The organism is Jeongeupia sp. HS-3 (assembly GCF_015140455.1).
Taxonomy (GTDB): Bacteria; Pseudomonadota; Gammaproteobacteria; order Burkholderiales; family Chitinibacteraceae; genus Jeongeupia.
Map to the genome: position 1 here is coordinate 2205161 of NZ_AP024094.1, position 12965 is coordinate 2218125.

Annotated in this window: 13 protein-coding genes; 6 read left to right on the plus strand and 7 right to left on the minus strand. The window is 64.6% G+C overall.

Annotated features, from left to right (window positions below; translation table 11 throughout):
• Window positions 1–52: 52 nt before the first annotated feature.
• Complete coding sequence (locus JLC71_RS10530; RefSeq protein WP_200915373.1) at window positions 53–3694, minus strand: DUF748 domain-containing protein; 3642 nt, start codon at window positions 3692–3694, stop codon at window positions 53–55.
• A gap of 154 nt (window positions 3695–3848) precedes the next feature.
• Between JLC71_RS10530 and JLC71_RS10535 the strand changes: the two genes are divergently transcribed.
• The 5 genes from JLC71_RS10535 to JLC71_RS16650 all read left to right on the plus strand — a co-directional run bounded on the left by JLC71_RS10535 (window position 3849) and on the right by JLC71_RS16650 (window position 8162).
• Window positions 3849–5048 carry an STAS domain-containing protein gene (locus JLC71_RS10535; protein WP_200915374.1) on the plus strand — a complete coding sequence of 400 codons (1200 nt, stop codon included), beginning with the start codon at window positions 3849–3851 and terminating at the stop codon, window positions 5046–5048.
• A gap of 81 nt (window positions 5049–5129) precedes the next feature.
• The gene (gene hslV, locus JLC71_RS10540) at window positions 5130–5663 is read left to right on the plus strand and encodes an ATP-dependent protease subunit HslV (RefSeq protein WP_200915375.1); all 534 of its coding nucleotides are present in this window, start codon (window positions 5130–5132) and stop codon (window positions 5661–5663) included.
• A 46-nt stretch (window positions 5664–5709) separates the two neighbouring features.
• Complete coding sequence (locus JLC71_RS10545) at window positions 5710–6660, plus strand: biotin--[acetyl-CoA-carboxylase] ligase (RefSeq protein WP_200915376.1); 951 nt, start codon at window positions 5710–5712, stop codon at window positions 6658–6660.
• Between the two features lie 5 nt (window positions 6661–6665).
• Window positions 6666–7400 carry a type III pantothenate kinase gene (locus tag JLC71_RS10550; protein ID WP_200915377.1) on the plus strand — a complete coding sequence of 245 codons (735 nt, stop codon included), beginning with the start codon at window positions 6666–6668 and terminating at the stop codon, window positions 7398–7400.
• A gap of 27 nt (window positions 7401–7427) precedes the next feature.
• On the plus strand, window positions 7428–8162 hold the full coding sequence (locus JLC71_RS16650) for an SPOR domain-containing protein (protein ID WP_200915378.1): 735 nt from the start codon (window positions 7428–7430) through the stop codon (window positions 8160–8162).
• A gap of 37 nt (window positions 8163–8199) precedes the next feature.
• Here the strand turns inward: JLC71_RS16650 and JLC71_RS10560 are convergent, their stop codons facing one another.
• The 3 genes from JLC71_RS10560 to JLC71_RS10570 all read right to left on the minus strand — a co-directional run bounded on the left by JLC71_RS10560 (window position 8200) and on the right by JLC71_RS10570 (window position 10605).
• Window positions 8200–9303, minus strand: a complete 1104-nt coding sequence (locus JLC71_RS10560) for a flagella assembly protein FlgT middle domain-containing protein (protein WP_200915379.1) — start codon at window positions 9301–9303, stop codon at window positions 8200–8202.
• A gap of 37 nt (window positions 9304–9340) precedes the next feature.
• A complete protein-coding gene (gene trmB, locus JLC71_RS10565; protein WP_200915380.1) occupies window positions 9341–10027 on the minus strand; it encodes a tRNA (guanosine(46)-N7)-methyltransferase TrmB in 687 nt (228 codons plus the stop codon).
• A gap of 89 nt (window positions 10028–10116) precedes the next feature.
• Window positions 10117–10605: a GNAT family N-acetyltransferase gene (locus JLC71_RS10570; RefSeq protein WP_236250863.1), complete on the minus strand. Its 489-nt coding sequence runs from the start codon at window positions 10603–10605 to the stop codon at window positions 10117–10119.
• Window positions 10606–10856: 251 nt separating this feature from the next.
• On the opposite strand from JLC71_RS10570, the gene JLC71_RS10575 reads away from it, so the two are divergent.
• Complete coding sequence (locus JLC71_RS10575; RefSeq protein WP_200915381.1) at window positions 10857–11216, plus strand: group I truncated hemoglobin; 360 nt, start codon at window positions 10857–10859, stop codon at window positions 11214–11216.
• 12 nt (window positions 11217–11228) lie between these two features.
• Here the strand turns inward: JLC71_RS10575 and JLC71_RS10580 are convergent, their stop codons facing one another.
• From JLC71_RS10580 to thiS, 3 genes are all read right to left on the minus strand, one after another.
• Window positions 11229–11672: a GNAT family N-acetyltransferase gene (locus JLC71_RS10580; RefSeq protein ID WP_236250864.1), complete on the minus strand. Its 444-nt coding sequence runs from the start codon at window positions 11670–11672 to the stop codon at window positions 11229–11231.
• Window positions 11673–11727: 55 nt separating this feature from the next.
• Window positions 11728–12525, minus strand: coding sequence for a thiazole synthase (locus tag JLC71_RS10585; RefSeq protein ID WP_200915382.1), 798 nt, complete (start codon window positions 12523–12525; stop codon window positions 11728–11730).
• Window positions 12526–12691: 166 nt separating this feature from the next.
• Window positions 12692–12895, minus strand: coding sequence for a sulfur carrier protein ThiS (gene thiS / locus JLC71_RS10590; protein WP_236250865.1), 204 nt, complete (start codon window positions 12893–12895; stop codon window positions 12692–12694).
• Window positions 12896–12965: the final 70 nt, after the last annotated feature.

The following is a 12965-nucleotide window of genomic DNA, read 5'->3' on the forward strand; positions in this document are numbered from 1 at the left end:
GCCACGAAACGCCGCATTGCGCACCGGCCCGGATCAAGCGCCGGACCCGGCACTATTGCAGTTTGAATTGCGCCCGCGTGCTCGGCCCCTTGTCTTTCTCGCCATCGCGGGCCGAAGCATCGAGCTTGGTGCGGGTCAGGAACAGCCGGTCTTCGGGCACCCCGGCCGCCAGCAGCGCATCCTTGACGCCGCGCGCGCGCCGGTCGCCCAACTGGGCGAGGTCGATATCGGACACCGGCAACTCGGCCAGCAGGATTTTCTCCATTTCCTCGGTCGGCAGCGATTTGGACAGGCCGATCGCATTGGTCGGCTTCTTGATGTCGGCCGACTTGTACACCCGTTTGAGCAGATCGGGGCGTTCGGCGGCGCTGATCTTGATCTCCTCGGTCGATTCAACGCCTTGCGACGCATCCTTGGCCTTGAGCGCGCGCATTTTCTGCCGGATCGCGCGTTCGCGCAGGCCGGGCACATCGGCGTCACGATCGACCCAACCGGTGATTTCCAGCTTCAGCGCCGGTCTATCCTGCAGCGCCTGCGACAACTTGGCGATGCCCTCTTGGGCCGCCGGCTCCAGCCGCGCCGAACCTGGCGCAAAGCCGACGTAAGACAGGCTGGGCCCGCCGCCGAAGGCCGAGGCGATCAGATCGAACGGCGCGGTGACGGCCTTTTCCAGCAGGTTGACGATCACCTGGACGACCAGCCCGCCGACGCTGAAATCCGGATCGTCGAGCGAGCCGGCAATCGGCAGGTTGACGTTGATCTGGCCGCGCCGGTCGGTGAGCAGCGAGAGTGCGAACTTCACCGGCAGCTTGGTCGCCTGCGGGCTGTCGACCTTGTCGCCGAGTGTGAGCTGGTCGAGCAGCAACTTGTTTTCGGCCTTGAGCTTGTTGTCGTCGATCTTGTAATGCACGTCCATCGACAGCTTGCCCTTCTCGATCCCGTAGCCGGCGTACTTGGCCGAGTAGGTCGATGCCGCCGACAATTCGTAGCCCTTCACGCCGGCCTTGATGTCGATATAGCGTTTCTTCGCCAGCGGGTTCAGTTCGCCTGCAATCGTTACCGGCGCGATCTTGTCGACATTGCCCTTGATGTCGAGCTTGGCGCGGGTATCGTCGACCGACGACAGCCCGGTGATCGTGCCGCCCATGTCGGTCAGGTTGGCGGTGTAGTTCGGCTTGATGAAGAGGTCGGTGTAGTTGATCCGCCCGCGCGCCAGCGTCACCTTGTCGATTCGCAGCGGCGTCACCGGCTTGGCCGCAGCAGCCGGCAACGAGGCCTCGCGTACGCGGGTGCCGGCGACGGTTTTTGTGTCGCTGGCCCTGGCGTTGGCGACGGCTTGATCGGGCACTGCGCCGGTTGCATCACCGGCGGCGATGTCCTTGAGGTTGAGCTGGCCTTTCTCGGTCAGCACCAGCCGAGCGTAGTAATCGCTGAGGTTGACGTCACGCACCGCGATGTTCAGCGGATCAAAGCGCGTATCGACGCCGGACAGCGCCAGATTGTTCCAGCGCAGCAGATCCTCGCCGGTTCCGCGATCGATTGCATGCAGCTTGGCCAGACCGGCGTTGCCACGGTAGCGGCCCTTGAAACCCGAACCGGTGTCGAACTCGAGATCGCCCTTCGCCGAGACCCGGCCGCTGACGAGGTTGATGTTCAGGTAATACGCGAAGTACGGCTGCGCCGGTGCGGCATCCAGGCTGCGCGCGTCGACCTTGAGCTTGCCCGACAAGGGCAGCAGCTTGAGCGAACCCTGGGTCGCCAGACTGCCCTGACCGTTGCGCGCCGCCAGTTTCAGATTCGTCGTCACCACATCGGGCCAGGCAAACGGCCCCGCATCCAGATTGATGCGATCGAACACCAGCGGCACCGGTTTTTCCAGCGTCTGGTCTTCAAAGCTGAGTTTGAGGTTCTTCAGCGCAATGCTGTCGAGGACGACCCGGAACGGTTTGTCCGCCTTGGCGGCGCGACGCGACGCGCCCTTGTCGGTCGCCACTTCGGCGGTCTTGGCCAGATTCTGCAGGTTGAGCTTGCCGTCGGCCTGGCGCACCAGCCGGGTCGTGCCGCCATCGACGCTGAACGCGGCCAGCTTGAGCGTATTGTCACGGCTGTCGTAAGCGGCACCGCTGGCGTCGAGCGTGCCGATCTCGATCACCCGCTGTTTGTTAAGCGCCGAGCGAAAGCCTTCGATATGCAGCGCGCCGTCGTCGATCCCGAATGCCGGGGCACCGTCTTCGGTGGCGAAGCGGTAGTTGCCCGATACCCCCAGCGTGCCGGCTTCGGGTTGCGCATGCGTGTAGGCACGGTAGTAAGGCAGGTAATCGACGAACGGCAGGGCTTCGAGCTTGAACGTCCCGTTCGCCGCCAGCGGTGCCAGCGTCAGCGCCGAGGTCGCGCTCAGCAGTTCGCCGTGGCTGCCATTGGCGGCGAAGGTCAGCTTCGCGGGCTGTTTGGCGTCACTGCCAAGCTGGTCGGCGTGCAGGGTCATCCCGGTCAGCGATAGCGACGTTGCCGGACTGACCGCTGCGTCGTGCCAGTCGATGCGGCCGTCGTTCAGCTCGAAGCGGGCGATGTTGTAATTCGGCGCCTCCTTGGCGGCCGGCTTGCCTGCGGGCGCCGAGGCAATCGCCGAAGCCGTGAGCTTTGATGCAGGCGCGGTTGCCGGCAGCAGTTGCTGCCAGCTGAAGACACCGGCGGCATTGCGGCTCAGCGCCAGCGTCGGCGACGCCACGGTCAGCGTCTTGAGCTTGTAGATGCCCGCCAGCGGTTCGACCTGCGCCGCCTCGGCCTTGATCGACGCCACCGACAGCAGTGGCTGCCCGCCCTGCTCGACCAGCTTCAGGCCATTGAGGCCGAGCTTGCCATCCAGCCGCAGCGTTTGGGTCTTGCCCTGGCTGAACACCAGTTGCAGATCGCTGGCCAGCGTGCCCGCAGTCAGCGCGAAATTCAGCTTGGCCGGCACGTAATCCCAGTAACGCGCCAGCTCCAGCGCCTTCCACTTCAGATCGAAACGCGTTTCGCGCCGATCCTCAAACGGCTTGGTTTCGCCGGAGAGCTTGAACGGCGCACCATCGAGCTTGAGCGACAGCGCCGGCAGCACTTCGGTATCAATAAACACCGGCAGATTGGAGATGAACGGCACGGCGACATCGATCGCATCGACGCGATGTTGCTGTTTCAGCAACTGGTCATCGAAATCGATGCGCCCGCCGTTGACGCGGATGTTGTACACCGCAAACCGCTGCGGCTCGCCCTCGGACGGCGGCGCGGCGCGGGCCTTGTCGATCAGGTCGGTGATGTTGTAGCGGTTTTCGCCGAGGCGAACGAGCCGGAAATACGGCTGATCCAGCTCGAGCGATTCAAGCACCGGTGCCAGCCGCCAGATCGACTTGAGCGTGGCATTGGCGCGCACCTGCTTGAACGCCAGCACCGGCTTGCCAGCTTCGAGCACGCGAAAATCATCGATACGCGCGGTCAGCGTGAACGGATTGATCGCCAGCGCGCCGATCTGCACCTGCCTGCCGCCCAAAGCCTGCGACAAGGCCGATTCGAGCTTGGGTCGCGCCAGCCACGGCAGCAGGCCGGCGCCCAGCCCGGCGATCAGAATCACGGCAATCAGCAGGCCCAGCGCGATCTTGCGCAAGCGTCCGCCACCCAGCGCTGCCGAAAGCCGCTGCCGTATTGCTACCGAGTTCATGACCTTGCCCCGCCGTTTGTCTACTCCCCGTATTCTAGCTTGCCAAACGCATCAAACCGATTCGGCTTCCTCCGCTTGATCCCGTGCTTTGATTCGGGCAAGCAAGCGCTTAAAATCGAGACTCCAGCCAGCCGTCAAAAGAATTCGAGCCGTGGTGTTCTCCTTATTCCGCAAGAAAGACGTCATCCCGGACAACGCCGGGCCTGCCACGCAGCAAGGCAAGGCGCCAAACACGATAGCCCGGCCACTTGAGCCGGCCGCCGCGCCCATTCCCGCGCGCAGCGATGCACCAGCGCCCGAGGCATACAACCTCAGCGAATTGTCGATCGAAGTCGAAGAAACCGCCTCGCACCTGAGCCCGGCCGAAGAAGAGGCCGTGGTGCTGCACGCCAATGGCCAGATCGCCCTGGCCATCAGGGCTTTGGCCGCGCATATTCCGGCGATCGGCGGCCAGCGCCGGACCGAAAGCTGGCTGATGCTGTTCGAGCTCTATCAGCAGGCGGGCGACCGCAAGGCCTTCGATGATCTGGCGCTCGCCTATGTGCTCGAGTTCGAGATCTCGCCCCCGTTGTGGCGCGGCAATACCACCGCACCGGACGCCGCTCCGGCGCAAGCTGGCAGCTATATCGCACTGCCGGCGCAACTGAATGCCAACAGCTTCGAGCGCGAACTCGATCGACTGATCGACGTCTGTAAATCCGGCAATACCGTGCGACTGGATTTCTCCAAGGTCAGCGAAATCGACCCGTTCGCGGCAGCCGAACTGTTGTCGCTGTGGCCACGCACGCGCAAACAGGGCGCGACGCTGCAGCCCTTGGGCGTCGCCAGTTTTGCCGCACTGCTGCAATCGCGGATCGAAACCGGCCGGCGCCTGCCCGCCGAAGCACCGTTCTGGCTGCTGTTGATCGAACTGATGCAGGCAACCGGCGAAGCCGAGCGCTTTGAAAATATCGCCATCGACTACGCGATTACCTTTGAAGTTTCGCCACCGTCGTGGGACGACAGGCTGGTGCCCCGGCAAGCACCGCCCAAAAGCGCACCGCAAGCCGCCGCGCAAGCCCCAACCCCGTCGCCAACGATGCCGGACCGGCTGATCATCAGCGGCATACTGATCGATGGCGCGCCGCTGGTACTGAACCAGATGCGCGAGTTCGTTCGCCAGCACGGCAAGCCGACGCTCGATTTCGCCGCGGTGTCGCGGGTCGACTTTGAAACCGGTGGCCAGTTGCTGAATCTGACGATGGAGCTGCTCTCCAGCGGCCATGCGCCGGCATTCACGCGCGTCAACGAGCTGGTACTCGGACTGATGCGGCTGATGGGGATCGCCGATCTGGTCAGCATCAGCCGGCAATAGTCGCAATGCAGCGCATCTTGAACTGGGGCCCGTCGGGCCCCATGTTCGTTTGATCAATCCATTTAGCGGGCGGGACACAGCATGCAGCAATTTGACGGCACCACGATCGTATCGGTAAGGCGCGGCGAAAACGTCGCGGTTGGCGGCGATGGTCAGGTCACGCTCGGCAATATCGTCATCAAGGGCACAGCCCGCAAGGTGCGCAAGCTTTACAACGACCGCGTCATCGTCGGCTTCGCCGGCGGCACCGCCGATGCCTTCACGCTGATGGAACGCTTCGAGGCCAAGCTGGAAAAACATCAGGGCCAGCTGACCCGCGCCGCGGTCGAACTGGCCAAGGACTGGCGTACCGACCGGATGTTGCGCCGGCTCGAGGCGATGCTGATCGTCGCCGACAAGACCCAGACCCTGGTGATCACCGGCAACGGTGACGTGCTCGAGCCCGAGGAAGGCATCGCCGCGATCGGTTCGGGCGGCGCCTACGCCGAATCGGCCGCGCGCGCGCTGTTCCTCAATACCGATCTGCCGGCCGATGTGGTGGTGAAGAAGTCGCTCGAAATCGCCGGTGAGCTGTGCATTTACACCAACCAGAACCACACCATCGAAACGCTCTGATTCAGCGCGGAATCCAGCGTAGCCGGTGGCTGCTAGAATGGCCGCCATGGCCGATACCCTTACCTGTCTGCAGTTCCTCAGCGCCGATCGCTTCACCTCGGGCGCCGATATCGCCGGCGCGCTCGGCGTCTCGCGCGCCAGCGTCTCGACCGCGCTCGGCGCCGCCGAGGATTATGGCGTCAAGCTGACGCGACGCACCGGCGCCGGCTACCGGCTGGAAACGCCGATCGAATGGCTCGATGCCAAGGCCATTCAGGCCGGCATGGCACACCGCAGCCATGTAGCCCTGCAGGTGATCACCCGTACCGATTCAACCAACCGCCAGTTGCTGGCCGCGCCCGCGCACGGCAAGGCACTGGTGGCCGAGTGGCAGGATGGCGGTCGCGGCCGGCTCGGCCGGCGCTGGCTGGGTCAGCTTGGGGGCAGCCTGCTGTTTTCGCTGGCGTGGCGCTTCGAGCGCGGCACCGCCGGTTTGTCCGGGCTGTCGCTCGCCGTCGGCGCCATCGTTGCCGAAACGCTTGCCGCGGCCGGGGTCGCCGGCATCGGGCTGAAGTGGCCCAACGATCTGCTGCTCGACGGCGCCAAGGTCGGCGGCATTCTGATTGAAATCTCCGGGGATGCGATGGGCCCGACCGATGCGGTGATCGGCATCGGCCTGAACCTGCACGCCCCGGACAATATCGCCGACCAGGCCAGCACCGGTCTGGCCAGCCACGGCTTGGCGCTGGGGCGAAATGCCTTGCTGGCGCAACTGCTGACCGCGCTGGAAGCCGGCCTCGAACACTTCACCCGCGCCGGCTTTGCGCCGTTCAAGCCGCGCTGGGAAGCACTGAGCGCATGGAGCGATATGGCGGTCGAGCTGGTATCGCCCGACGGCAGCCGCCGCGGCGGCCGTCTGGCCGGGCTGACCGACGATGGCGCGCTACGGCTGGCCACCGAGCGCGGCGAAGCCATCATCCACACCGGCGATTTGAGCCTGCGCCGGGCGCGGAGCTGATCGCGATGGCCATCAAACTGTTTATCGACCTAGGCAATACCCGGCTCAAATGGGCGACGGCCGATGCACCCGGCGACTGGCTGGCGCACAACAACGCCGCGCACGACCGGCTCGACACCGCCTTCGCCGCCTGGCGCGATCTCCCCACCCCGGCCTCGGTTCACGGCGCTTGCGTGGCCGCCCCGGCACTGCGCGAGCAGATCGACGCCTTCGCCCTGGCGCACTGGGGTCAAACGATTGACTGGCTGTCGCCATCACGCCAGGCACTGGGCGTGGAAAACCGCTACCGCCGGCTTGAACAGCAAGGCCCGGATCGCTGGGCCGCCGTGCTCGGGGCGCGCGCGCTGTTTCCCGCCGAAGCACTGGTCATCGCCAGCGCCGGCACCGCGCTGACCATAGACGCACTCACCGCCGACGGCCTCTTTCTCGGCGGCATGATCATCCCCGGCTACCGGCTGATGAAGCGCGCACTTGCCACCGGCACCGCCCGCTTGCCCGATGCGGCCGGCAGCATCCACGATTACCCCACATCGACCGAAGACGCGATCGAAACCGGCATCCGCACCGCGCTGGCGGCCAGCATCGACGCGATGGTGACCCGGCTGGCCGCGCGCGGCGAAACCCCCATACTGTTGCTTGCAGGCGGCGATGCTGCACAACTGACATCGCTGCTTAACACGCCGGCAACGCTTGTAGATAATCTCGTGCTTCACGGTTTGGCAGCACTGGCTTTCGCCTGAGCGCCACCGCACACGGACACTCGTACGATGAAATGGTTTTTGGCAACGCTGCTGGCACTCAACCTGCTGTTCTTCGGCTATACCCGGCTGATGCCCGAGCGCGGTAGCGGCGAGGCACGCTTGCCCGAAATCGCCGCCAGCCAGGTGCAAACGATCAATCTTGCCGGCGTCGCCAATACCCCGACCCCCACCCCGATACCGCTGGCTGCATCCGGGCCCGAGGCAACACCCGCGCCCCAGCCCAGCCCCACACCGCGCCCGACACCGACACCCACGCCAAAGCCGCAGGCGCAGGCCGAGACCGCCGGCGTTTGCCTGCGCTGGGCCGGGCTTAGTGGTGCCGATATCGATAGCGCCAGAGCCAGGCTCAAGCTACTGGGTCTGTCCGCGCAAGAGCACAGCAGCGGCGAAAATTCGCGCGTCTGGGTGTATATCCCGCCGCTGGCCGATCTGGATACGGCCAAGAAAAAAGCCGAACAACTGGCCGAACTGGGGGTTGATGATTACCTGGTCGTCAACGACGGCAAACGCTGGCAGAACGCCATCTCGCTCGGCGTGTTCTCGACCAAAGAAGCCGGCGAGCGCCGGCTGGCGCAACTGCAGGCCAAGGGCGTGCGCTCGGCCGTGGTGCGCGAGCGTGACGACGGGTTGAAGCCGACCAGCTTCACCATCGCCAGAACCACACCGGAGCAGTTGCAGAAGCTGCAGAAGGCCAGCGCTCAGCTACGCGGTGCGCAGTTGCAGGAAATCGCCTGCAAGTAAGCGACCGGTGCGCAGTCGCGATGACTTTCGGCACCGCTCAGTGTTCTGCGCCGTCCCAACGCGCATAGTCGCCGACTTCCGGCTGTTGACCGTGCATCGTGGCCAGCGAGATCAACGGCTGGATTTGCGCCACCGTCAGCACGCCATCGCGGTCTTCGATCATGCCCAGGCGCTGGGCCGGATCGAGGTTGAGGCTATCGACCGGCAGCACGCCGTTGCGCAGCCGGTAAAGCTGCAGAGTGTCACCCGGACGCAGGCCACTGGCGGTGCCGGCGTCGAGTACGACCTGACCGCGTGACAGACCGACCACGCGGGCCGAGAACGGCTGGCAGCGGATTTTTTCCGCCAGCACGTCGGCCACCGCGCCAAGCTGGCTCGCGACGACCGCACCGTAATCGCCACCGGTAAAGCCGGCACCGGCCACCGCCTGACGCGGGTCGCCGAGCACGTCACCGCTGGCCATGCTCTGCAGCGGATAGCGGCCGATCAGCGCGCCCGATACGCCGTCGAACAAATACAGCGTCGCGTCGAAATGCCGGGCCGCCGGTCTGGCCTTGAGGCCGAGGCCGAAGAAATCGACGATGGGCAATTCAACCGACACTTTGCGTTCGCCCGGCTTCAGGCTGCGACCGGCGGTCGGCATGTAGCGCTCGCCTTCGGTCGAAGCGTCGTCAACCACGCCGCCAACGACGAACTGGGTGCCGAAACGCCGCGCCAGTTCGCGCACCCGCTCCGGTCGCCATTGCACATCAATGCTGCCCGGCTGCAGGGCAAAAGCGCCTTCACCCGGCGCGGTTCGTGCGATCAGCCGGCCGCCGATATCGAGGCGCCGCCGCAGGATATCCTGCGTGCCTTCGAGAAACTGCGGCATGTCGGCAATCTGCCCCGGCATGCGCACCACAAAAGGCGTAACCAAGACGGTACGCTTGAACGCGCGCACCGCAGCCGGTTTGGGCTTGGGCTCCGCCGGCGCGGCCGAGGCCACCGGCGATGTCGGGACGAGCTCGGCATCGGCCGCCTGCCCGGTCGTCTGGCCTGCCAGCTGGGCACCATCAAGCGGCGTGACCACCACCACCTCATCGGCGGCCTGCGCCGCGCCATGCAGCAGAACCAGCACGGCAGCACATCGGGCAAGAGACATGGCGATTTCCTTAACGGGATGCTGCGAGTCTAGCCGCTTAGCCGGCCTTGCGGCGGAACAGCAGATCCCAGACGCCGTGGCCGAGCTTGATGCCACGGTTCTCGAACTTGGTCAGCGGCCGGTAATCCGGGCGTGGCGCATAGCCGTCGGCGGTGTTTTCGATCTGCGGCTCGGCGGACAGCACCTCGAGCATCTGGATCGCATAGTCTTCCCAGTCGGTCGCCAGATGCAGATAACCACCCGGCTTGATCCGCGACACCAGCAGTTTGAGGAAATCCTGCTGCACCAGGCGGCGCTTGTTGTGGCGCTTTTTGTGCCACGGATCGGGGAAGTAGATATGCACGCCGTCGAGGCAATCGGGCGTGAGCATGTTCTCCAGCACCTCGACCGCGTCATGCTGCACGATGCGGATGTTGCCGATGCCCTGCTCGCCGATCAGCTTCAGCAGACTGCCGACGCCGGGTGTATGCACTTCGACGCCGAGGAAATCGGTGTCGCTGCGGCCGGCGGCAATCTCGGCGGTTGCCTGGCCCATGCCGAAACCGATTTCCAGTACACGCGGCGCGGCGCGGCCGAAGGCGGCATCCAGATCGAGCGGTTCGGCGGCGTAGGGGAGGCAGAACTGCGGGCCGAACTCGGCCAGTGCGCGCTCCTGCCCGACCGAGAGGTGGCCCTGACGCAGCACGAAGCTGCGGATACGCCGCATATAGTGTTGGTTATCCATGATCCATTCCAAGCAAAAGCGCCGCAGAGCGGCGCTTTTTTTCAACGATGGCGCGATTATAGCCGGCGATGCCGGATCACCGCAGCACGTCAGAGCGACAGGCTGTAGTAGCGGTAGACGGTGTCGAGTTCGTAACCGAGCGATTCGTACAGCGCCTGCGCCGTGCGGTTGCCATGCGCGGTCGATAACTCGATCCGCGCCGCGCCGCTCGCCCTGGCGTGATCGCACGCCTTGGTCATCAACGCCCGGGCGACGCCACGACCGCGCGCAGCGTCGGCGACATACAGATCGTTCAGCACCCAGATCGGCTCGGCGACGATAGAGCAGAACATCGGGTAAAGCTGGATCAGTCCCGCGGGTTTGCCATCGAGCTCGGCGAGCAGAAGCACCGATTCGTGCCGCATCAGCCTTTGCCGCAGATAATCGCGTGCCAGTGCGAGGTCGCTCTGCTGACGGTAAAACACCCGATATGCATCGAACAGCGGCGCCAGTGCATCCAGATCGTCGAGGCCGGCATGGCGGACACCACATGAAGCGACCGTGCGGTCATGATCAGCGGCAATCGTTTCAGGGGTCACTTTGCCCTCCTTATTCCAAAGTCATCATCGTAAAAAAACAAGACCGCTTATGGCGATCACAGCGGCGAACCGCGCACCGCTACCTGCCGGGGCATACCCGGTGCGCGCGGCAGGTGGCGTCATGGCAGTTCATCGGCTAGGCATTGGGTCACGACGCCCCGCCCGCCCATACTGGATGGGCGGCTGTCACCCGGGCTGTGGCAGCGACGAACACCGGCTCTCAGCCCAAACCTTGCATGGAGGAAAATTCAATGCGTTCACTCTACGAGCGATTGGGCGAGTCCGAGGGAATCGCCGGGCTGATCGATGACGTCGTCGCCGCCCACCTGGCCAATCCCATCGTCAGGACGCGGTTCGAGAATGCCAAAGACCTGATGCACCTGAAAAAGATGGCACACGAGTTCTTCTGTGCCGGCTCGGGCGGCCCCGAGGCCTATACCGGCAAGGACATGCTCAGTGCCCACCGGGGCATGAATATCTCGGAGCAGGAATATCTGGCGGTCATGGACGATATCGTCGGCGTGCTCGAGCGACACAAGCTGGACGACGACACCCGGAAGGACGTCATCGCCATTCTCTACGCGCTGAAAGGCGAGATCATCAGGGTGTAGCGCGACCGGCCCTTACACCGCCAGGCTGTACCCGCGGTACTCGGTATCGAGCACGTAGCCAAGCGATTCATACAAGGCCTGTGCGGCGCCATTGGTATGCGCGGTCGACAGTCTCAGCCGCGCCGCGCCGCTCGCCCGGGCATGATCGCGTGCCTTGTGCATCAGCGCCCGCGCCACGCCCCGGCCGCGGGCGGCTTCGGCAACAAAGAGGTCGTTGAGCAGCCAGGTGCGCCGCATGCCGACCGAGCTGAATAGCGGGTAAAGCTGGCCGAAACCGACGGCAACGCCATCGTCCTCGGCCAGCAGCAACACCGATTCGGCCAGCGCCAGCCGTTCGGCGAGAAAGACACGGGCCGCGGCCACATCGCTTTGCGCGCCGTAAAACACCCGGTACGCATCGAACAGCGGTGCCAGAACGTCGAGGTCATCGAGGCTGGCGTAACGGACGGTGGTCATCAGGGCTCCCAAGATGTGAAAAAGGCGGTCATCGACCGCCTTTTTGAATAACTGCTTACTTACTGCTTATCATACCGAAAAGCGGGCTCGACGGATCGCCGCTATAGAGCTTCTTCGGCATCCGGCCGGCCAGATAAGCCTCGCGCCCCGATTCGACCGCCAGTTTCATCGCATACGCCATGCGCACCGGATCGCGAGCGGCGGCGATAGCGGTGTTCATCAACACGCCGTCGCAACCGAGTTCCATGCCGATGGTGGCATCGGACGCGGTACCGACGCCGGCGTCGACCAGCACCGGCACGCTGCTTTGCTCGATGATCAGCCGCAGATTCCACGGATTCAGAATCCCCATGCCCGAACCGATCAGGCTCGCCAGCGGCATGATGGCGCAGCAGCCGATTTGCTCCAGTTCCTTGGCCACGATCGGATCATCCGAGGTGTACACCATCACGTCGAAACCTTCCTTCACCAGTACTTCGGCGGCCTTCAGCGTTTCGCGCACATTCGGGTACAGCGTATTGGCGTCGCCAAGGACTTCAAGCTTCACCAGCTTGTGGTCATCCAGCAGTTCGCGCGCCAGCCGCAGGGTACGGATCGCGTCGTCGGCGCTGTAGCAACCGGCGGTGTTGGGCAGATAGGTGAATTCGGACGGCGGCAGGTAATCCAGCAAGCTCGGCTCGCCGGCGGTCTGGCCGATGTTCACGCGGCGAATCGCCACGGTGACGATCTCAGCCCCCGAGGCATCAACGGCGCGGCGGGTTTCGTCGAAATCCTTGTACTTGCCGGTGCCGACCAGCAGGCGCGAGTTGTAGGTCTTGCCAGCAATCTGGAACAGGTCTTGAGCTTGGGTCATACGGGCCTCTCAGAGAACGTCATAAGCGCAGCCCCGGCAAGCGTCGCGAGCGGACGCAGGGCAAGGAATAGCACTGGAGCAACCGGAATGGGCAGATGGCCCATGAGGATTGCGAAGCGCGCATGACGCAGCGATGCGTCCGCGCAGTAGTTTGACGGGGAAAAAATCAGCCGCCGCCGACGGCGACGACCATCTCCAGCACATCGCCATCGGCGAGCAGCGCCTGCGCATGGGTGCTGCGCGGCACGATTTCACCGTTGCGCTCGATGGCGACCCGCTTGCCGGCAAGGTCGAGTGCGAGAATGAGTTCGGAAACGGTCAGCGGCGCGGCGAAGGTTTTGGCTTCGCCATTGATGGACAGCTGGATCACGACAGCGGCCTTGGCAGGATTGCGGATGGCGCCGATTTTAGCACGCGCGAGGCGTCAGACTTTGACCCGG

Bases quoted from the DNA above. Each gene is read 5' to 3' on its own strand.
- JLC71_RS10530 (WP_200915373.1), bottom strand. From the start codon at position 3,694: ATGAACTCGGTAGCAATACGGCAGCGGCTTTCGGCAGCGCTGGGTGGC.
- hslV (WP_200915375.1), top strand. From the start codon at position 5,130: ATGCAGCAATTTGACGGCACCACGATCGTATCGGTAAGGCGCGGCGAA.
- JLC71_RS10545 (WP_200915376.1), top strand. From the start codon at position 5,710: ATGGCCGATACCCTTACCTGTCTGCAGTTCCTCAGCGCCGATCGCTTC.
- JLC71_RS10550 (WP_200915377.1), top strand. From the start codon at position 6,666: ATGGCCATCAAACTGTTTATCGACCTAGGCAATACCCGGCTCAAATGG.
- JLC71_RS16650 (WP_200915378.1), top strand. From the start codon at position 7,428: ATGAAATGGTTTTTGGCAACGCTGCTGGCACTCAACCTGCTGTTCTTC.
- JLC71_RS10560 (WP_200915379.1), bottom strand. From the start codon at position 9,303: ATGTCTCTTGCCCGATGTGCTGCCGTGCTGGTTCTGCTGCATGGCGCG.
- trmB (WP_200915380.1), bottom strand. From the start codon at position 10,027: ATGGATAACCAACACTATATGCGGCGTATCCGCAGCTTCGTGCTGCGT.
- JLC71_RS10575 (WP_200915381.1), top strand. From the start codon at position 10,857: ATGCGTTCACTCTACGAGCGATTGGGCGAGTCCGAGGGAATCGCCGGG.
- JLC71_RS10580 (WP_236250864.1), bottom strand. From the start codon at position 11,672: ATGACCACCGTCCGTTACGCCAGCCTCGATGACCTCGACGTTCTGGCA.
- JLC71_RS10585 (WP_200915382.1), bottom strand. From the start codon at position 12,525: ATGACCCAAGCTCAAGACCTGTTCCAGATTGCTGGCAAGACCTACAAC.